An 18,617-nucleotide genomic window follows, 5' to 3' on the forward strand; every position below is an offset into this window, starting at 1 on the left:
AAAGCCCGTGAGCATGGGGCACTGATGGCCGCTTGCCGCCTTTGAAGCGAGGCCGGCGGCTCCCTAGAATGTGCCGTTCATGCCGTTGCCTGTGGGCGACGGTCCCAGGATCGCGGGACGCACGGGAGTTGCATGAAGAAGGGAGCGATGCTTTTCGCCGTACTCTGGGCGGTACTCGGCGTGGGCCTGCTGGTCGGTTTGCCGGTGGCCATCCATTTCGTTCTCGGCCAGTACGACGAGGCCGGGTTCAGCGGGCCGCAACTGGTCTTCGAGGAACAGGGCCATTCCTACCTGGCGTTCACCCTCGACGACTATCGCGCCAACGAAGTGGACAACGGCGTGGTACACGGCAGCAGCCGCAGCTATGCCCAGGTGGTCGACCTGGAGGACGGCAGCCTGCGCTGGAGCACGCGCCTGGATGCCGACAACGAGCGCGGCGACGACTGGGGCTCCGGCGAACTGCTGGGCCAGTCGTCGCGCTACCTGTTCTTCCTGCGCAACGAACTCTACGTACTCGACCGGCGCGACGCCGCCCCTGCGCTGGCGTTCGACGATCTGGAGCAGCGCACTGGCGGCCTGCCGTTGAAGTCGGCGCCCTGGGGGAAGGACGCCTATCGCTACGACGAAGGCCGGGGCGGATTGCTGATGCTCGCCCTGGACGGTCGCGTCTGGTTCCTCGACGGCGACAGCCTGGCCCTGCGCGAAGCTCCGGAAGTCGATGCCGCGCGGTATTTCCACGGCGACCCGATGCCGCCGGCGAATGCCGGGATCGACTGGCAGGCGCCGGGCCTGACGCGCCTGCCCGACGGACGCCTGCTGATCCTCGCCAGCGATCACGAAGCCCGCGCGCTGGAGCGTGGCGAGGCGCTGCCGGCAGCGAACCAACGGGCGCGACGCCAGCGCCTGTCACTGGGCACCCTGGATTGGCGGTCGCCGGCGGAGAACCGACTGCGTCCGCTGCTCGACGCGGCCTTCCTGCAGGCTGGCCTGCTGCCCGATCCAGCCGCTGCCGAAGAGCCGCAGCGGCTGCTCGAGCGACCGTCCGAGCGGCAGCGCCAGCGTCCGTCGCTGCCGCCCGAGCCGCAGCCGCCGGAAGAGTTCGACGAGCGCGTGGAGCGTTTTCCCAGTACCCGTGCGTTCCTCGCGGCGCGCGACGCCTACCGCCAGGAACGGCGACGCTGGATCGCCGCGCACGATGCCTGGCGGGAGCGGGTCGCCGACCTGGAGGCGGCGGCGGATGCCGAGTACCGTCGCCGGCGCGACGAGCAGACGCGCGAGGAGGCGTTGTACCGTCGCTATGCCTCGGCGCTGCCGGGCGGCGATTCCAGGTTGGCGCGCCGGCCCTGGCGAGTCGACGGCAACTGGCTGGTGCTGCACCGGCGCAGCCTGGCCGAGCGTAGCGAGCTGCTGCTCAGCTCGGTTTCCGCCGATGGCAGCTTGCTCTGGACCCTGGGGCTGCCCATCGAGCGTCCGGAACGGCTGTTCCGCCTGGATGCCCACAACCTGCTTCTCAGCGGCCGTGGAGAGGAAGGCGGGCGGTTGCTGCGGGTCGATCTGCGCCGGGGCAGCGGCATCGTCCATCGCCTCGGGCGCGGCGGCGCGCCATTGCAGCGGGTCGAGTGGCCCGAAGGCCAACCGTGATCGCCTGCGCCCGGCCTGGGTGGCTGCCCAGCGGCGAGGGCCGGGCGCCGACTCAGGGGTTCCTGAAGACGAATACGTCACTGTCCACCAGGCGCGTCAGGCGGATGCGCAGCAGCAGGGTGCGGTGGGCTGCGAGGAAGCGCGGCACTTGCGCCAGCGGAATTGCCAGGCCTTCGCTGTCGCCGGGGCCCACTGCGGTATAGCCGACCGGCTGGCGCGGCGGATCGAACGGCGGCTGGGCCGAAACGCTGAGCGACAGGGTGTCCACGGCGAAGCCGGCGAGCAGGTCGTCGAGGGACTCGATCGACAGGTACAGCGAGCGGTAGGCGGGGTTGTCCTCGTAGGGATGGACGTCGGTGATGACCTGCTCGTAGAAGCGCTGTTCGAAACGCCGGTCGCTGTTCAGCTTGCGAAAGAACTGGATGAAGTAGTCGCGCACCTCCTGGTCGAGGTCGTCGCAGATATGGCTGACCAGGTTCAGGTAGCGCGGCGAGCGGCGCTCGATGCCGGGGTCGAGCTGATCGATGCGGCGCTGCCAGGGGAAGCTTGCGCCGCTGCTCCGGTAATCGGCGTCCTCGACCTCCAGCGCGGCGCGGATCAGCTCCAGGGTATGCGGGTTCTTCGGCCCGCGGTCCTTCAGCGCCACGCTGGCGTGGTTCTCGCCATCGACGATGGCGAAGGCGATCTCGCCGCGCGATTCTTCCAGGCGCCAGCCGGGCCTGGCGCGCTGGCGGACATCCAGTTCGAGGCTCAGGCGGCAGGCGTTGAGGTTCGCCGTGGCGATCCGCACCGTGCCGTCGCCGCCGGCCTCGTTGGCGATGGCTTCGACGCCGTTGTAGCCGACATTGCCCACCAGCACCGTGGCGAGCAGGCGGCCGGCGCCGTACCAGGCCTCGGCGCCGAACAGGTCGCGCTCGGCGAGTTGCCAGGAGTACGGCGAGCCCAGTTCCAGTCCCTTCAGCACCTGGGTGCCGGTCTGCCCGACGAAGCGGTTCCAGCCTTTCAGCACGCGACCGATGAAGGAGCGTCCCTTGTGCGCCAGCGGCGAGCCGAAGTTGGCCGGGGCGAGCATCAGGAAGCGCTTGACCGGCGCGCTGGCGGGGTCGAAATGGCGGGTCAGCCAGTCGCGCAGCACCAGGGCGCCGGTGCTGTGCACCACCACGTCAACCGTGCGCGGCGCCCGCGACAGTCCCTGGGCGGTCCAGGCGCGATCCAGGGCGGCGGCGAGGTCGGCGTAGGTGACGTCGTCCTGCAGGGAGATCCAGTCGGCGAGGCGGATCTGCGTCGGCGCGCTGCCGAACCAGGCTTCCAACTGTTCGGCGAGGCGGCGGAACGACTTCGAATCGTCGCTCCAGCCGTGGACGATGACGATCGAACGGGGCATGTCCGGCATCCTCTGGGGCTGATCCGGGCGACTATAGATCATGCACCGCGGCGACGTGCCCTGACCTGTGAAAACGTCTAGGATGCGGCGGTCGCCATCCGGAGGTCGCATGTCGTCGTCAGCGCTTTCCATCCGTACGGGCCGCCCGGCCGACTTCGCCGGGTTGTTGGCCATCGACCCGATCGCCCGCGAGCAGGCCGGGCGCCGTGGCTTTCTGGTCGAGCGGCTCGCCCAGGAGCAGTGCCGCGTGGCGGAGGAGGACGGGCGGCTGCTCGGTTACGCGGTGCTGGAGCGGAGCTTCTTCGGCCGCGACTTCGTTTCCCTGCTGATGGTCGCGCCCGACTGCCGCCGGCGCGGCATCGCCAGCGCGTTGCTGCGGCAGGCGCGGGACGACTGTCGCGGCGACCGCCTGTTCACTTCCTGCAACCGCTCCAACCTGCCGATGCGGCGCCTGCTGGAGCGCGAGGGTTCCAGCCGAGCGGGATGATCGACAACCTCGACGAAGGCGATCCGGAGCTGGTCTTCGTGCGTTTTCTCGCGCCGTCGCGCTGAGCCTCGGGCTCATGTCAGGTTGCCGGCGAGGAACTGGCGCAGGCGCTCGCTGCGCGGCGCGCCGAACACCTGGTCCGGCGTTACCCGGCGCGGCGGCGCCCTCAGCAATCCGGCGCCGCGCCCGTTCGGCGAAGAAGGATGACCGGCGCCTGTTCGAAACCCTGCGCCTGCTAGTCTGATTCCTACTGGCACGGACGTACGGTCGCTCAAGATCGGTCGTGCTGCGACCGATAGCCTGGAAAGCCACGAGCGAGGATGCCGGCATGCTGCAATGGTTCGCTAACCTGTCGTTCCGCAGGAAAATCGCCCTGCCTATCCTCTTGCTGGCGGTGCTTCTGCTGCTGGTGGGCGCGCTCGGCGTGCATGGCATCGCCCAGCTGAACGAATCCAACCAGCGCCTGGGCAAGCGTTTTCTCCCCGGCATCGCCCTGCTGCTCAACGCCGACCGCGATCTCTACCAGGCCTTCGTCGCCGAGCGCAGCCTGCTCGAGGGTCACCTGAGCGCCGAGCAGATCGCCGGCCTGAGGAACGATCACGCGGAAAACCTGCAGCAGGCCCTGGATCGGGTGCGCCAGTACGCGGCGATGCAGCCGGGCGAGGCGGAACTGGCCAAGGTCGCCGAGTTCGAGCGCGGCTATGCCCTCTGGAGCGCGACCTCGGCGCGGGTGCTGAGCCTGGCGGCCAGCGATCCGAGCGCCGCGGCGCAGCTCAGCTACGGTGACAGCGATCGCCAGTTCGGGGCGATGCGCGAGGTGATCAACCAGCTCGACGAAATGGAAGAGGCGGCCGCGGCCGCCGACGGCGAGGCATCCTCCGCGCTGGGCGAGCGCCACCGCTGGCAGCAGGTGGCGCTGGTGGCGTTCGGCCTGCTGGTCTGCCTGTCGCTGGTGCTGATGTTCCCCGGCCTGGTGACCCGTCCGTTGCAGCGCCTGTTGCAACGCCTGGAAGAGATCGCCAACGGCGATGGCGACCTGCGCGTGCGCCTGGAGGTCACTTCGCGCGACGAACCCGGCCGCCTCGGCAGCGCCTTCAACGCCTTCCTCGACAAGTTGCAGCCGCTGATCCGCGAGGTCGGCCGGGTCACCGGCGAGGTCGCCGATTCCGCCGGTTCGCTGGCCGGCATGACCGCCGCCAACGATCGTCTGATCAACAGCGAGCACGCGTCGGTGGACCAGGTCAGCACCGCCGCGACGCAGATGAGCAGCGCCGTCCACGAAGTGGCGCGCAACGCCCAGAGCGCCGCGCAGGTGGCCCATGACGCTCGCCGGCAGGCGCGCGAGGGCGCCAACGTGGTGGAAGCGACCATCGAGGTGATCCGCCAGTTGGCGCAGGAAGTGGAGAGCAGTTCCGAGAGCATCCAGCAACTGGCCCAGGAAACCGCCAGCATCGACGCGGTGCTGACGGTGATCAAGGGCATCGCCGAACAGACCAACCTGCTTGCCCTCAACGCCGCCATCGAAGCCGCTCGGGCTGGCGAGCAGGGTCGCGGTTTCGCCGTGGTGGCCGACGAGGTACGGGCGCTGGCGGCGCGCACCCAGGATTCGACCAAGGACATCCAGGCGCGCATCGAGCGCCTCCAGGCCGGGGTGCAGAACGCCGTGCGGGCCATGCAGTCGGGCAGTCTCAAGGCGCGCGACAGCGTCGAGCGCGCCGCCGGGGTCGACGGTGTGCTGGCCGCCACCGGCGACGCGGTGGGGCGGATCAACGACCTCGCCGCGCAAATCGCCTCGGCCTGCGAGGAGCAGAGCCGGGTGATCGACGAAATCGCCCGCAACATCAGCGAGGTGCGCGAGCTTTCCGCCCAGGCGGCGGAACATTCGGAGCAGGGTACCGGGGCCAGTCGTCGGCTGTCCGAGCTGTCCTCGGAACTGGCGCGGCTGGTCGGGCGTTTCCGCGTCTGAAGCGCCGCCGCCTAGCGCGGCGCCAGCCAGATCGCCACGCCGGCCAGGGCCGCCGGGACCAGGAAGACCAGCAGCAGGATCGGCAGTTCTTCGCGCAAGCCATAGCCGGCGTGCTGGACGCCGACCCACAGGTTGACCAGCGCGACGGCCAGCCAGGTCGGCAGGAACAGGCCGGCAGCGAGCGCCGGCCCGGCATCCCAGAGTTTGCCGAAGAGCAGGAACAGGCCGAGCAGGACGATGCCGCCGGCGATTACCAGGGTCACGTGCATGGAGATTTCCCGGGCAGGTGCCGGTCGCCGTGGCGGCGACCGGCACCTGGGTCACTTGGTGGTGTAGCCGCCGTTGATGAGGATGGTCTGGCCGGTGATCCACCAGCCTTCGCTGACCAGGTGGCGGATGAACGGCACCACGTCTTCGATGTCGGTCAGGCCGGTCCTGGAGAAGGGCGACAGCGCCGCTGCGGTCTTGTGGTAGGCCACCGCGTCGGCGCCCTCGGCGGGATAGAAGAACGGCGTGTCCATGGGGCCCGGGCCGACCGCGGTGACCGAGATGCCGCGCGCGCCGAATTCCTTGGAGGCGGCGCGGGTGAAGTGTTCCACCGGCGCCTTGGTGCCGGCGTAGGCGGCGTAGTACGGGGTATAGGCGCCGAGCAGGGAGGTCACCAGGGTGCAGATCTTGCCGTTGTCGTTGACGTGCTTGCCGGCTTCGCGCAGGAAGAAGAACGCAGACTTGGAATTGACCGCGCTCATCTCGTCGTATTCGGTCTCGCTGATCTCGGTGATGGGTTTCTTCAGCACCTTGCCAACGGTGTTGATGGCGATGTCCGGCTTGCCCACCGCGGCGATGGCGTCGGCGAACAGCTTTTCCATGGCCGCGGCGCTGGTGAGATCGCCCTGCAGCGCTACCGCCTTGGCTCCGGCTGTCTGCAGCGCGGCGACGGTGGCGTCGGCATCGGCCTTGCTCGCGGCGCTGTTGTAGTGGATGGCGATCGCCTTCGCTCCGTGGGCGGCGAGATCACGGGCGATCAGCCCGCCCAGGTTCTTGGCGCCGCCGGTGATGAGGACGGTCTTGCCTTGGATGGAGTGGTCGACCATGGGGTGGTTCTCCTGCGGTGAGTGGAGAACCCAGTCTAGGGAGGGCGGCCTTGCGGAGTAATCGCGGCGACCTGGATAGATTGTCCAGAAACGCCGATCAATTCCCGCCTCCGGAGGAGCGCAGCCAACTGCACGAATCTTCTAGAACCCCGGGGCGGGCGCGTTATAGTCGCGGCGACGAAACCAACGAGTGGGAAGACCTGACGCACGATGGGCAGCCGAGACTGGATCGACCTGGCCCGCGACGCCGAGACCGGGATCGAGACCCTGCGCGCCCATTTCGAGGGCCACGCCTACGATCCGCACTGGCACGACAGCTACCTGATCGGCTACACCGAGATCGGCGTGCAGCAATTCAACTGTCGCCGACGCCGACACGACAGCACCGCCGGCCAGGTATTCCTGGTCGAACCGGGAGAGATCCACGACGGCCGCGCGCCGATCGCCGGCGGCTTCACCTACTCGATGCTGTACCTGCAACCTGACTGGCTGCGGCGCGAACTGCGGGCGACCTTCGACGACGCGCCCAGCGACCGTGACCCCGGCTTCCACGCCAACCTCACCGAAGACCCGCGCCTGACCCTGGCTATCGCCCAGGCCTTCCGCGTCCTGCATGGCCGCGAGCTGCGGCTGCTGCGGCAGACCGCCCTGGAGCTGGTGCTGGAGCGGCTGCGCGTGCACCTCGGCTGGCGCGAGGCGAAGCCGTTCGATCCGCGCCTGCCGCTGGTGGCGCAGAAAGCCCGCGACTACCTGCACGCGCACTTCTACCAGGACATCGGCCTGGACGAACTGGCCAGTGCCTGCGGCACCGACCGCTTCCGCCTGAACCGTGCATTCAAGGCCGCCTACGGCTTGCCGCCCTACGCCTACCTGGTCCAGCTGCGCCTGGCCAAGGCGCGGCAGATGCTCGCTGTCGGCGGACAACCGGCGGACCTCGCCGGCGCCCTCGGCTTCGCCGACCAGAGCCATCTCGGCCGCTGGTTCCGGCGCGCCTACGGGATGACCCCGGCGGCCTACCGCAGGCAGTGCACCCAGCTTCCAGACTGAGGCCCGGCGCGCCGCCAGGATGAAGGCTTCCCCCGCCACAGGAGCCTGTCCATGCAATCCCTCGTTCCTTTCCTGCTGTTCGCCGTCGTTGCCTCGATCACCCCCGGACCGACCAACATCCTGGTCCTGAGCAACAGCCAGCGCCACGGCCTGGCTGCCACCTGGCCGATCGTACTCGGCGCCTGCGCGGCGGTGGCGGCGCTGATCCTGCTGCTCGGGCTCGGCCTGGGCGAGCTGCTGCGACGCCACCCGCTGCTCCAGCAGGGGCTCGCCTGGCTCGGCGTCGGCTGGCTCAGCTACCTGGCCTGGAGCCTGTTCCGCAGCGCTGGCGGCATCGACGGCACGGAGCCGCCGCGGCGCCTCGGCGTGTTCGGCGGCGCGGCGTTGCAACTGGTCAATCCCAAGGCCTGGATGATGGCCCTGGCCGCGCTGGCGCTGTTCGCCGGGGAGGGGGCCGGACAGGCCGGGCGGATCGGCCTGCTGGCATTGCTGTTCTTCCTGGTTTCGTTGCCGTGCCTGGCCAGTTGGGCCTTGCTCGGCGTCGGCAGCGCGCGGCTGCTGCGCTCGCCGTCGCTGATGAAGCGCTTCAACCAGGGCATGGCGCTGTTGTTGCTGGCATCGGCCTGGGCCGCCCTGCTGCTCTGAGGCGGTCCGGTAGCTTCCTGACAAACCTGTGGGTTGGTACGCGAGGCCCGGGTTGGCTATGGTGGGACGATCCGTAGCCATGGCGCGGCCGCCGTCAGCACGCCGCGCAAGGAACCCCCATGCTGAAACCCGATATCACCGCCTTCTTCGACCCGGCCACCTCCACTTACAGCTATGTGGTGCGCGACCCGTCCAGCCGCGCCTGCGCCATCGTCGACCCGGTGCTGGACTACGACCCGGCCGCCGGGCGTACCAGCCATGCCAGCGCCGAACGCCTGATCGCCCACGTTCGCCAGCACGACCTGCAGGTGGAGTGGCTGCTGGAGACCCACGTGCACGCCGACCACCTGTCGGCGGCCATCTTCCTGCAGCGCGAACTGGGCGGGCGCCTGGCCATCGGCGCGCGAATCACCCAGGTGCAGGCGAAATTCTCCGGCCTGTTCAACCTCGGCGAGGCTTTCCCGGTGGACGGCCGCCAGTTCGAGCACCTGTTCGAGGACGGCGAGTCGTTCCGCATCGGTGCCCTGGAATGCCGCGCGCTGCATACCCCGGGGCATACCCCGGCGTGCATGACCTACCTGGTCGGCGACAGTGCCTTCGTCGGCGATACCCTGTTCATGCCCGACTACGGCACCGCCCGCTGCGATTTCCCCGGCGGCGACGCGCGCCAGCTTTATCGCTCGATCCAGCGCCTGTTCGCACTACCCGACGCGACCCGCCTGTTCATGTGCCACGACTACACGGCTCCCGGCCGCGACGAGCACCGCTGCGAAACCAGCGTCGGCGAGCAGCGTCGGCACAACGTGCACGTCCGCGAAGGCGTCGCCGAGGAGGCGTTCGTCGCCATGCGCCAGCAGCGCGATGCCACCCTCGGCATGCCGACCCTGATGCTGCCGGCGATCCAGGTCAACATGCGCGGCGGCAACCTGCCGCCGGTGGAAGGCAACGGGGTGCGCTACCTGAAGATCCCGCTGGATCTGTTCTGATCAGTTGCGGCGACGCAGCAGGAGAATGAAGAACAGCCCTCCGATGGCCGCGGTGGCGATGCCGATGGGCAGATCCTGGGGGGCGATCAGGGTGCGCGCGGCGACATCCATCCAGACCAGGAACAGCGCGCCGAGCAGGGCGCACACCGGCAGCAGTCGGCGGTGCTCGGCACCCACCAGCAGGCGCGCGGCGTGCGGCAGCATGAGACCGACGAAGCCGATGGCGCCGCTCACCGAGACCAGCACGCCGGTCAGCAGCGAGCAGCAGACGAAGACCCACAGGCGTACGCGGCGGGCGTCCAGGCCGAGGGTCACGGCGGTCTGTTCGCCGGCCATCAGCGCGTTCAGCGCACGGCCCAGCCCGAGCAGCACCAGCAGGCCGCCGGCCACGCACAGCGCCGGCAGCCAGATCAACGACCAGCGCGCCAGGCCGAGGCCGCCGAGCATCCAGAACAGCACCGAGGAGGCGGCGCGGTGGTCGCCGAGGAACAGCAGCAGGTTGGCCAGCGCCAGGAGCACGAAGGACACCGCGACCCCCGCCAGCAGCAGCCGGTCGCTGCCCAGGCGGCCGCCGCGGCTGGCCACGCCGAGCACCAGCAGCATGCTGCCGAGGGCGCCGAGGAAGGCCGCCAGCGGCAGGGTCAGCAGGCCGATTACCTCGCCGATGTAGAGCACCACCAACACCGCGCCGAGGGTCGCGCCGGAGGTGGCGCCGAGCAGGTGCGGATCGGCCAGCGGATTACGCGTGACCGCCTGCAGCGCCGCTCCCACCAGCGCCAGGCCGGCGCCGACGCAGGCGCCGAGCAGTACCCGCGGGGCGCGGATCAGCCAGACGATGTGCTCCTGGCCGGCGCTCCAGGCGCCGGGCTCCGCCGCCACGCCGAACAGGCGCTGGAGGACGATGCGGCCGACCAGGCCGCTGTCGAGTCGCGCCGGACCGAAGCCGAGGGCGACCACGCAGGACAGGCCGAGCAACATGACCAGGCCGCCCAGCAGCAGGCAATAGGCGCGGGGGCTGCGGAACAGGGTCATGGACGTGGCGCCCGAGGGTGGAGGCCGGCGACCAGGGTTTCTATCGCCGCGACGTTGCCGATGCCCGGCGTGGCCTGGTTATAGGGCAGGACGATGAAGCGTCGCTCGCGGATCGCGGTCAGGCTGCGCAGCGCCGGGTTCTCTTCGAGGAAGCGCTGTTTCTGCGCGGCGCTGGTCTCGCCGTAGTCGACGATGACGATGACCTGCGGATCGCGGGCGACCACGCTTTCCCAGTTGACCTGGGTCCAACTGGCCGCCACGTCGTCGGTCACGCTGCGACCGCCGGCGGCCTCGATCAGCGCCTGCGGCATGCCCAGGCGGCCAGAGGTGAAGGGGCGGTCCTCGCCGCTGTCGTAGAGGAACACCCGCGGCGCCTCGGCGTTCGCCGGGATGCCGGCGCGGGCGCGCTCGATGCGTGCCTGGAGACTGGCGACCAGGCGCTCGGCGCGCGATTCGACGTCGAAGATCCGTCCCAGGTTGCGCAGGTCGCGGTACAGCTCGTCGAGGCTGGCGCGGCGCGGCGCGGCGATCTGTGCGCAGGATTCGCTCAGCTCGTAGACCTTCACCCCCAGCGGCTCCAGGCTGGCCGGAGTGAGGTCGCCGCCGACGCGCATACCGTAGCCCCAGCCGGCGAAGAAGAAGTCGGCGTCGACATCGAGCAGGGTTTCCGCCGTGGGGTAGCGCGCCACCAGCTCGGGCAGCGGCTTGAGCGCGGCGATCAGTCCGGGATCGGCATTCTTCCACCAGCCGCTGATGCCGGTATAGCCGACCATGCGCGTCTGCAGGCCGAGGGCGACCATCATCTCGGTGAGGTTGATGTCGTGGCTGACCGCGCGCGACGGCGCGCGCTCGAACGTCACCTCGCGCTCGCAGCTGCGCACGCTGAGCGGGTAGCGCTCGGCCAGCGCGGCATCGGCGCAGGCGAGCAGGGCGCCGAGCAGCAGGTGGTGCAGGATCGGGTGCTTCATGCTTGGGTAATCCAGGTCAGGCGTGGGTGGTCGGCGAGGGGGTGGCGGTCGACCAGGGCGCGGACGCCGAACACCCGCAATAACAGATCGGCGTCGAGCACCTCGGCCGGCGTACCCTGGGCGACGATGCGGCCGCCGTCGAGCACGTAGAGGCGGTCGCAGAAGGCCGCCGCCAGGTTGAGGTCGTGGAAGCTCGCCAGGGTGCTCAGGCCGAGGCCGCGCAGCAGGCGCAGAAGCTCCAGCTGGTAGCGCGGGTCGAGGTGGTTGGTCGGTTCGTCGAGGATCAGCAGGCGCGGCTCCTGGACCAGCGCGCGAGCCAGCAGGGCACGCTGCTTCTCGCCACCGGAGAGGCTGGCGAAGGGGCTCGCTGCACGCCCTTCGAGACCGACCTGGAGCAGCGCCTGGCGGACCCGCTGGCGGTCGTCCGCGCCGTGGCCGTCGAACAGGCCCTTGTGCGGCGTGCGGCCCATGGCGACCACGTCCTCGACGGCGAGGCCGAAGTCCTCGGGGAATTCCTGCAACACCACCGCGATACGCCGTGCGGCCCAGCGCGGCGGCTGGCGCCAGAGGTCGTCGCCGTCGAGCACCACCCGACCGCGCTGCGGTCGCGCATAGCGGAAGGCGCAGCGCAGCAGGCTGGTCTTGCCGCTGCCGTTGGGGCCGATCAGGCCGACGAAACTGCCGGCCGGGACTTCCAGGTGCACGCCGCGCAGCAGCTCGGTGGAGGCGTCGGGCGACCAGTGCAGGGCATCGAGGTGAAGGGACGACATGGCTACTCGCAGGTCCGGTGGTTCAACAGAGACGATTGCCGCGGCGCCGGCTTCAGAAACTGAAGTCGGCGGTGACGTTGAACGAGCGCGGCTGGCCCATGATCCATTGCTGGCCGTTGTTGTTGTCAGCCAGGGCGTATTGGCGGTCGAACAGGTTGTACAGCTCAAGGCCGAGGGTCAGGTCCGGCCGTACCCGCCAGCCCAGGTTGGCGTCGACCACCGTGTAGCCGGGCAGGCTGGCCTGGTTGGCGGCGTCGGCGTAGCGCCGGTCGACGTAGCGCAGCCCGGCGCCGACGCGCAGGGTATCGGCGAAGGATTTGTCCAGCCAGAGGTTGGCGGTGCGCCGTGGCACGTTCCTGGGGCGGTTGCCGTTGCGCGAGTAGGTCTGCCCGGCGATCGATTCGTCGAAGTCGTCGTATTCGGCACGCACCAGCGCGGCGTTCGCCGACAGCCGCCAGTCCTGGGCCAGGTTCAGTTCCAGGCTGGCCTCCAGGCCGTCCGAACTCTGCTGGCCGACCTGCTGCGCGTCGTGCGGCGGCAGCGGGTTGGCGCTGAGCAGCTTCTTCTTGACGATATGGTAGGCGGCCAGGGTCCATTCGCCGCGACCGTCCGGGAACAGCTGCTTGAGGCCGACCTCGGTCTGCTTCGAGTGGGTCAGGTCCATCTGCTGCTGGGCCGCGTTGAGGGTGATCAGGTTGCTCACACCGTCCTCGCTGGTGGAGTACTGGCCGTACAGCGACAGTTCCGGGGTCAGCGCGAAGACCAGCCCGGCGCGCCAGTTGCCGCCCCGCAGGCTGCGGTCGCTGCGGGTGCCGGCGCGCAGGTCGTCGCGGTCGATATGGTTCTGGTCGCGGCGCACCCCGGTCACCAGCGACAGGCGCTCGTTGAGTTGCAGGCGGTTCTCGGCGAACAGGGCGAAGGTGCGGGTCTGGCTGCGCGAGTGCGGCCGGTAGGGCGAGCGGCTTTCGAAATAGCCGGGCGCGGGATGCCAGGGGTCGATGCTTTCGCCGCCGTCGACAACGTCCTCGTATGGTGAGTTGTTGGTCAGGCGGAAGCGGATGCGGTTGTACTCGGCGCCGACCAGGGTGCGGCTGTCGAGGCCGAACAGGGCGTGCTGGAAGGCGAAGGTCTGGCGGTCGCCGATCTGCTCCTGCTCGTGGCTGATGCGCAGGTAGTCCCTGCGCAACAGCTCTTCGCGCGGGACGTCCCATTCGTAGGTTTCGGCGTTGCGCCAGTGGCGGCGGGCCTTGATGTAGTACAGCTGGTTGCTCGCGGTGACGTTGTCGGAAAGGCTCCAGTCGCTGGTCAGGCGGGTCCACTGGTCGTTGTAGCGCTGCACGTCGTTGCGCACGTTGTAGTTCTTCTCGCGCAGGCGCTTGTGGTACTTGCCGCCGACCAGCGGGGTGCCGAAGTCGTTCATCGGCTCCTGGTCGCCATAGTCGTGGGCGAGGGTGAAGGCCAGATCGTCGCTGGCCTGCCAGCGCAGCGCCGCGCTGATGCCCAGGTTGCGCGAGTCGCCACGGTCGATCCAGCCGTGGCTCTGCTGCTGGTTCAGGTTGAGCCGGTAGCTGAGGCTGTCGGTCAGCGAGCCGCCGCTGTCCAGGGCCAACTGGCGGTTGTCGTAGGAACCGTAGCCGAGGTGCAGGTGGTTGCGAATCTCGCCGGCGAAAGGCTTCTTCGGCACTACGTTGATCACCGCGCCGGTGGCGCCTTCGCCGTACAGCACCGAGGCCGGGCCACGGATCACGTCGATGCGCTCGACCATCCACGGATCGCTGGGGAAGTTCACCGTGCCCATGCCGGTGTACAGGCGCGTGCCGTCGAACAGTTGCATCACCGACGCATGGCCGCTGAAGCCGCGCGCCGAGAGGCCGGTACCGCCATCTCCTGGGGTGCCGATGAAGCTGATACCGGGGCTGCGGGTAACGGCGGCCTGGACGCTGGGGTTGTTGCGTCGGCGAACTTCCTCGCCGCTGATGCTGCTGGTGCTCGCCGGGGTGTCCAGGGCGCTGAGGCCCAGGCGCGAACCGGCGCCGACCGGAGTGGCGAGGTCGATGTGGTCGAGTTCGGCGGGGTCCTGGCGAACGCTGACCAACTGGCTGGGCAGGGCAAGGGCGGCTTCTTCGGTTTCGGCGAAGGCAGGCGGCACCAGCAGCAGGCTGGTGGAGAGGCCGAGGGCGAAAGGCTCGGTGCGCAAACGGCTGAAGCGGGGCATGGGCGTTCCATCTCATGACCGGGCAGGACGGAACGCGCAGGAAATCGCAGGCGCGACAGCGCCTCGAACAACCGGCTCGCTCCCGCCCACCGCGGGTGTGCCAACAGGGCGTTGCAGGCCGGTCTCCGGGCTTGCGAGGGTCGTGAAATCCTCGCCTTCCCATGCCGGAGCACAGTGGCCTGAAGAGGATTTCGCTCGCTTACCGTTGCGGGGGCAGCGCCGGACTGATCACCGAAGTGACGCACCGGCTTCCCGTTTCACCTCCTGCGCGGCGGCAGGAGGCACCTGGAACGGGCCGGATGGGAACATCCGCACCGTTTCCAGTCAAGCCTTGAACGATCTGGATTGGATAAAATGTTATAATATAACAATTCATCCGTGCAATTTTTCTTCCCCGCGCCCTGGCGTGGCTTCCCGGGTCATCACATTTTCTTCACGCCGGCCTGCTATGCTGCCGGCCTTCCTTGGGGAGTAGCCTGCCGTCACCCGTTGACGGCGCGCTGGTCAACATTCTTGGCAACCTGCCATGGCCAGCGCATCCAACCGGATTGGTGAGACCAACGACATTCCTGCGCCGAAGCCGGGCCGCGGGGGCATGTCGTTGACTCATGCCCGGCTGGAGTATCCGCGTGAATCCCGTTTCCCTGATCTTCCTCGCCTTCGCCATGTCCACCGATGCCTTCGCCGCAGCCATCGGCAAGGGCTCCAGCCTGGATCGGCCGCGCCTGTCGGAGGCGCTGCGCACCGGGATAATCTTCGGCGTGATCGAGGCGATCACCCCTCTGGTCGGCTGGCTGCTTGGCCAGGCCGCCAGCCAGTTCGTCGCCGACTGGGACCACTGGATCGCCTTCGTCCTGCTGGTGCTGCTCGGCCTGCACATGATCCACAACGGCCTGCGCGCGGATCATGCGACGGAACAGGAAAAGCCCGGCCAGCATTCGTTCTGGATTCTCGCGGTGACGGCGCTGGCGACCAGCATCGACGCGCTGGCGGTGGGCGTCGGCCTGGCTTTCGTCGACGTCAATATCTTCCTCGCCGCCGGTGCCATCGGCCTGGCCACCACGACCATGGTCACCCTCGGCACCATGCTCGGCCGGGCGCTCGGCGCGGTGACCGGCAAGCGCGCGGAGATGGTCGGCGGGCTGGTGCTGATCCTGGTCGGCGCGACCATTCTCTACGAGCATCTCGGCGCGGCGTGAGCGGCGCCGGAGACGGAGGCGGGACAGGTCGCGGCGAGTGGGTGGGCGTTCGCTTCAGGCGCTTTCCCAATCGCGGATCGCCGTCAGCAGCGCCTCGCCGTCGGCGAACTCGCGGTCCGCCGGCGGCAGCGCCGGACGCGCCAGGACCAGCACCGGCAGGCCCATTTCCCGCGCCACCTGGAGCTTCGGCTCGGTGGCCTGGCTACCGCTGTTCTTGCTCACCAGTACGTCGCAGGCGAGGCGCTCGAACAACGCCCGTTCGCCATCCAGGCTGAACGGCCCGCGCGCGCCGATCACCTCGGCGCGCGGCGCGGCCGGCTGGCCTTGCAGGCAGCGCACGGTCCAGTGCTGGTGCGGCGGGACCTGGCCGAGATGCTCCAGCGGTTCGCGGCCGAGGGTGAACAGCGGACGGCGGAAGGGTGCGAGGGCGGCGATCAGTTCGCGCCAGTCGGCTACCTCGCGCCAGTCGTCGCCGGGCCCGGCCTGCCAGCCGGGCCGGCGCAGCGCCCAGCAGGGCACTCCGGCCAGTCGCGCGGCGCGCACGGCGTTCCGGCTGATCCTTGCGGCGTAGGGGTGGGTGGCGTCCACCAGCAGGTCGAAGCCCTGCTCGTCGATGAACGCCGCCAGCCCTTCGGCGCCGCCGTAGCCGCCGACCCGGACCCGGCAGGCCAGGTCGCCGGGCACCTTGCCCAGCCCGGCGAGGCTGTAGAGATGCGCCGGACCGAGCTGGCGGGCGAGGGCCAGGGCCTCACCGATCCCGCCGAGCAGCAACAGGCGCTTCATCGGCGCTCCTCGCAGGCCTGGCCGACCAGGTTGCCCTGGCGGTCGATGGCGAAGACTTCCAGCGCCACCTCGGCGGGCACGATGCCGCGGGCGAAGCGCAGGGCGTGGGCGCAGACCGCATCGCCCAGGGCCACGCCTTCGGCGTGTGCCTGGGCCAGCGCCTGCTGGCTGGTATTGGCGGCGCGCATGCTGTCCTGTAGCGCGGTGCCGGCACCGAGCGCGGCGGCCCAACCGGCCAGTTGCGGCAGGTCGATGCTGGAATGGCGGCTGTGCAGGTCGAGGTGGCCGCCGGCGAGCTTGCTGATCTTGCCGAAGCCGCCGCACAGGCTGAGCTTTTCCACCGGCGCCCTGCGCAGGTGCTTGAGCACCGCGCCGGCGAAGTCGCCCATCTCGATCAGGGCGATCTCCGGTAGCGCATAGCGCCGGCGCATGGCGTCCTCGCTGGCGTTGCCGGTACAGGCGGCGATGTGACGGACGCCGTTGGCGCGAGCGACATCGATGCCCTGATGGATCGAGGCGATATAGGCCGAGCAGGAGAACGGCCGGACGATGCCGCTGGTGCCGAGGATCGACAGCCCGCCGAGGATGCCCAGGCGCGGGTTCATGGTCTTCAGCGCCAGCTCGGCGCCGCCCTCCACGCCGATGGCGACCTCGAAGCCGCCGGCGTAGCCCCGTTCGGCGGCGAGCTGGGCGAGGTGGCGTTCGATCATCTGTCGCGGTACCGGATTGATCGCCGGCTCGCCGACCGCCAGGGTCAGCCCCGGGCGGGTCACCGTGCCGACCCCGGGGCCGGCATGGAAGCGCACGCCAGGCTCGGCGCTCAGGCGCACCCGGGCGAACACCAGGGCGCCGTGGGTGACGTCGGGATCGTCGCCGGCATCCTTGAGGGTGCCGGCTTCCGCGCCGTTTTCCCAGGCGCGGCAGAATTCCAGGCGCATCAGCACCTGCTGGCCCTTGGGCAGGACGATCTGCACCGCGTCGCTGATCGTGCCGCCCAGCAGCAGGCGCGCCGCCGCCAGGCTGGTGGCGGTGGCGCAACTGCCGGTGGTGTAGCCGCTGCGCAACGGCGCGGGCTGCTCGGGGGTTTCCTCACGCATCGCGGGGAGGCTTCCTGGCGGCGGGTTTGCGCAATTCCAGCAGGGTGATCGGCAAGGCCTGGCGCCAGGTGTCGAAACCGCCCAGCGGCCGCGCGTGGGCGACGCCGAGGCGGGTGAGGTCGCCACCCAGGCGTTGCTGCCAGTCGAGCAGCACCCGTTCGCTCTGCAGGGTGACCGCGTTGGCGAGCAGGCGACCGCCGGGCCGCAGGCGCTCCCAGCAGGTCTCCAGCATGCCCTCGGCGGTGACCCCGCCGCCGATGAAGATGGCGTCCGGCTCGGGCAGTTCCAGCAGCGCCTCCGGGGCGCTGCCGGCGACCAGGTGCAGGGTCGGTACGCCGAGGGCGTCGCGGTTGTGGCGGATATGTTCCTGGCGCTCGTCGTTGGCTTCGATGGCGATCGCCCGGCAACTGGGGTGCGCGCGCATCCATTCGATGCCGATGGAGCCGCAGCCGGCGCCGACGTCCCAGAGCAGCTCGCCGGGGCAGGGCGCCAGGCGCGCCAGGGTCACGGCGCGGACGTCGCGCTTGGTCAACTGGCCGTCGTGGCGATAGGCCTCGTCGGCCAGGCCCGGGGTCAGCGGCAGGCGCACGGCACCGGCGCCGGCGCGGCATTCCACCGCCACCAGGTTGAGATCGGCGGCGCGCGGCAGCGACCAGTCGCCGGCGAGGCCGTCGAGACGGCGCTCGAGCGGCCCGCCGAGGTGTTCCAGCACGCTCAGGCGACTGGCGCCGAAGCCACGGGCGTTCAACAGGCGGGCGATGGCGGCCGGGCTGTCGCCGTCGTTGCTGAGGACCAGCAGGCGCCGGCCGTCGTGGACCTGTGCCTGCAGCGCCGCCAGCGGACGCGCCACCAGCGACAGGCAGGTGACCTCCTGCAGGGCCCAGCCGAGGCGGGCGGCGGCCAGCGACAGGGAGGAGGGCGCCGGCAGGACCCGCAGTTCGGTCGCCGGCAGTTGCCGGGCGAGACTGGCGCCGACGCCGAACAGCATCGGGTCGCCGCTGGCCAGCACGCAGGTCGGCTGGCCGCGCCGGGCCAGCAGTGGTTCCAGGGAGAACGGCGTCGGCCAGGTTTCGCGGGCGCCGCCGATGCACGGCGGCAGCAGTTCCAGCTGGCGCGCCGCGCCGACGATCCGGCTGGCTTGCAGCAGGGCACGCCGGGCCTGCTTGCCGAGGCCGGGATAACCGTCCTCGCCGATGCCCACCAGGGTCAGCCAGGGAGGCGTCGAGTCTGCCGATGACACGGTTCCGATACTCCTGAAATGCGTCTGTGAAGGGCCCGCGACGGCTTCCGGACGGAATGGGTT

At 69.9% G+C, this 18,617-nt stretch carries 17 protein-coding genes, 2 pseudogenes and 2 riboswitches; of the genes and pseudogenes, 8 read left to right on the plus strand and 11 right to left on the minus strand.

Going from position 1 to position 18,617, the window contains the following annotated elements:
• Window positions 1-132 precede the first annotated feature (132 nt).
• Window positions 133-1,641: a PA2928 family protein gene (locus tag HMPREF2886_RS17565; protein ID WP_058018330.1), complete on the plus strand. Its 1,509-nt coding sequence runs from the start codon at window positions 133-135 to the stop codon at window positions 1,639-1,641.
• Window positions 1,642-1,693: 52 nt separating this feature from the next.
• On the opposite strand, the gene HMPREF2886_RS17570 is transcribed toward HMPREF2886_RS17565, so the two are convergent.
• Window positions 1,694-3,025 (minus strand): esterase/lipase family protein, encoded by a 1,332-nt coding sequence (locus HMPREF2886_RS17570; RefSeq protein ID WP_070747949.1) that lies wholly within the window; start codon window positions 3,023-3,025, stop codon window positions 1,694-1,696.
• Window positions 3,026-3,134: 109 nt separating this feature from the next.
• On the opposite strand from HMPREF2886_RS17570, the gene HMPREF2886_RS17575 reads away from it, so the two are divergent.
• Window positions 3,135-3,512: a GNAT family N-acetyltransferase gene (locus tag HMPREF2886_RS17575; RefSeq protein WP_237730540.1), complete on the plus strand. Its 378-nt coding sequence runs from the start codon at window positions 3,135-3,137 to the stop codon at window positions 3,510-3,512.
• A 74-nt stretch (window positions 3,513-3,586) separates the two neighbouring features.
• Here HMPREF2886_RS17575 and HMPREF2886_RS35025 read toward each other — a convergent pair.
• Window positions 3,587-3,658 (minus strand): annotated as a pseudogene (locus tag HMPREF2886_RS35025) (hypothetical protein); the annotation flags it as partial.
• Between the two features lie 23 nt (window positions 3,659-3,681).
• Between HMPREF2886_RS35025 and HMPREF2886_RS35030 the strand changes: the two are divergent.
• Window positions 3,682-3,756: pseudogene (locus tag HMPREF2886_RS35030) on the plus strand (hypothetical protein); the annotation flags it as partial.
• A gap of 84 nt (window positions 3,757-3,840) precedes the next feature.
• Entirely contained in the window at window positions 3,841-5,478 is a 1,638-nt protein-coding gene (locus HMPREF2886_RS17580; RefSeq protein ID WP_033975998.1) for a methyl-accepting chemotaxis protein, read from the plus strand.
• Between the two features lie 11 nt (window positions 5,479-5,489).
• Here HMPREF2886_RS17580 and HMPREF2886_RS17585 read toward each other — a convergent pair whose 3' ends face one another.
• Both HMPREF2886_RS17585 and HMPREF2886_RS17590 read right to left on the minus strand, forming a co-directional pair.
• The gene (locus HMPREF2886_RS17585) at window positions 5,490-5,747 is read right to left on the minus strand and encodes a hypothetical protein (protein ID WP_003101434.1); all 258 of its coding nucleotides are present in this window, start codon (window positions 5,745-5,747) and stop codon (window positions 5,490-5,492) included.
• Window positions 5,748-5,798: 51 nt separating this feature from the next.
• Window positions 5,799-6,572, minus strand: a complete 774-nt coding sequence (locus HMPREF2886_RS17590; RefSeq protein WP_042164443.1) for an SDR family oxidoreductase — start codon at window positions 6,570-6,572, stop codon at window positions 5,799-5,801.
• Between the two features lie 210 nt (window positions 6,573-6,782).
• Here HMPREF2886_RS17590 and HMPREF2886_RS17595 point away from each other — a divergent pair, with 210 nt between their 5' ends.
• The 3 genes from HMPREF2886_RS17595 to HMPREF2886_RS17605 all read left to right on the plus strand — a co-directional run bounded on the left by HMPREF2886_RS17595 (window position 6,783) and on the right by HMPREF2886_RS17605 (window position 9,250).
• Window positions 6,783-7,619 carry an AraC family transcriptional regulator gene (locus HMPREF2886_RS17595; RefSeq protein ID WP_033976001.1) on the plus strand — a complete coding sequence of 279 codons (837 nt, stop codon included), beginning with the start codon at window positions 6,783-6,785 and terminating at the stop codon, window positions 7,617-7,619.
• Window positions 7,620-7,670: 51 nt separating this feature from the next.
• Complete coding sequence (locus HMPREF2886_RS17600; protein WP_033970378.1) at window positions 7,671-8,264, plus strand: LysE family translocator; 594 nt, start codon at window positions 7,671-7,673, stop codon at window positions 8,262-8,264.
• A 119-nt stretch (window positions 8,265-8,383) separates the two neighbouring features.
• On the plus strand, window positions 8,384-9,250 hold the full coding sequence (locus HMPREF2886_RS17605; RefSeq protein WP_070747951.1) for an MBL fold metallo-hydrolase: 867 nt from the start codon (window positions 8,384-8,386) through the stop codon (window positions 9,248-9,250).
• Here the strand turns inward: HMPREF2886_RS17605 and HMPREF2886_RS17610 are convergent, their stop codons facing one another.
• The 4 genes from HMPREF2886_RS17610 to HMPREF2886_RS17625 are packed head-to-tail and all read right to left on the minus strand — an operon-like array spanning window position 9,251 to window position 14,235.
• Window positions 9,251-10,282 carry a FecCD family ABC transporter permease gene (locus HMPREF2886_RS17610; RefSeq protein WP_039027674.1) on the minus strand — a complete coding sequence of 344 codons (1,032 nt, stop codon included), beginning with the start codon at window positions 10,280-10,282 and terminating at the stop codon, window positions 9,251-9,253. It lies immediately after the preceding gene.
• Window positions 10,279-11,250 carry an ABC transporter substrate-binding protein gene (locus HMPREF2886_RS17615; RefSeq protein ID WP_070747953.1) on the minus strand — a complete coding sequence of 324 codons (972 nt, stop codon included), beginning with the start codon at window positions 11,248-11,250 and terminating at the stop codon, window positions 10,279-10,281. Before HMPREF2886_RS17615 ends, HMPREF2886_RS17610 begins: the two co-directional genes overlap by 4 nt.
• Window positions 11,247-12,020, minus strand: a complete 774-nt coding sequence (locus HMPREF2886_RS17620; RefSeq protein ID WP_033970374.1) for an ABC transporter ATP-binding protein — start codon at window positions 12,018-12,020, stop codon at window positions 11,247-11,249. Before HMPREF2886_RS17620 ends, HMPREF2886_RS17615 begins: the two co-directional genes overlap by 4 nt.
• A gap of 52 nt (window positions 12,021-12,072) precedes the next feature.
• Window positions 12,073-14,235 (minus strand): TonB-dependent receptor, encoded by a 2,163-nt coding sequence (locus tag HMPREF2886_RS17625; RefSeq protein WP_070747955.1) that lies wholly within the window; start codon window positions 14,233-14,235, stop codon window positions 12,073-12,075.
• Window positions 14,236-14,333: 98 nt separating this feature from the next.
• A riboswitch (cobalamin riboswitch) is annotated at window positions 14,334-14,539 on the minus strand.
• Between the two features lie 150 nt (window positions 14,540-14,689).
• Window positions 14,690-14,855: riboswitch (yybP-ykoY riboswitch) on the plus strand.
• A gap of 9 nt (window positions 14,856-14,864) precedes the next feature.
• On the opposite strand from HMPREF2886_RS17625, the gene mntP reads away from it, so the two are divergent.
• Window positions 14,865-15,434 (plus strand): manganese efflux pump MntP, encoded by a 570-nt coding sequence (gene mntP, locus HMPREF2886_RS17630; protein WP_070747957.1) that lies wholly within the window; start codon window positions 14,865-14,867, stop codon window positions 15,432-15,434.
• 54 nt (window positions 15,435-15,488) lie between these two features.
• Here mntP and HMPREF2886_RS17635 read toward each other — a convergent pair whose 3' ends face one another.
• The 3 genes from HMPREF2886_RS17635 to HMPREF2886_RS17645 are packed head-to-tail and all read right to left on the minus strand — an operon-like array spanning window position 15,489 to window position 18,554.
• The gene (locus HMPREF2886_RS17635) at window positions 15,489-16,217 is read right to left on the minus strand and encodes a cobalt-precorrin-6A reductase (RefSeq protein ID WP_033976012.1); all 729 of its coding nucleotides are present in this window, start codon (window positions 16,215-16,217) and stop codon (window positions 15,489-15,491) included.
• Window positions 16,214-17,314 (minus strand): cobalt-precorrin-5B (C(1))-methyltransferase, encoded by a 1,101-nt coding sequence (locus HMPREF2886_RS17640; RefSeq protein ID WP_070747959.1) that lies wholly within the window; start codon window positions 17,312-17,314, stop codon window positions 16,214-16,216. The genes HMPREF2886_RS17635 and HMPREF2886_RS17640 overlap by 4 nt, the downstream gene beginning before the upstream one ends.
• Window positions 17,307-18,554, minus strand: coding sequence for a bifunctional cobalt-precorrin-7 (C(5))-methyltransferase/cobalt-precorrin-6B (C(15))-methyltransferase (locus HMPREF2886_RS17645; RefSeq protein ID WP_033970365.1), 1,248 nt, complete (start codon window positions 18,552-18,554; stop codon window positions 17,307-17,309). Before HMPREF2886_RS17645 ends, HMPREF2886_RS17640 begins: the two co-directional genes overlap by 8 nt.
• Window positions 18,555-18,617: the final 63 nt, after the last annotated feature.

Origin of the sequence: Pseudomonas sp. HMSC066A08 (genome assembly GCF_001813025.1) — a bacterium.
Lineage (GTDB): Bacteria > Pseudomonadota > Gammaproteobacteria > Pseudomonadales > Pseudomonadaceae > Pseudomonas > Pseudomonas aeruginosa.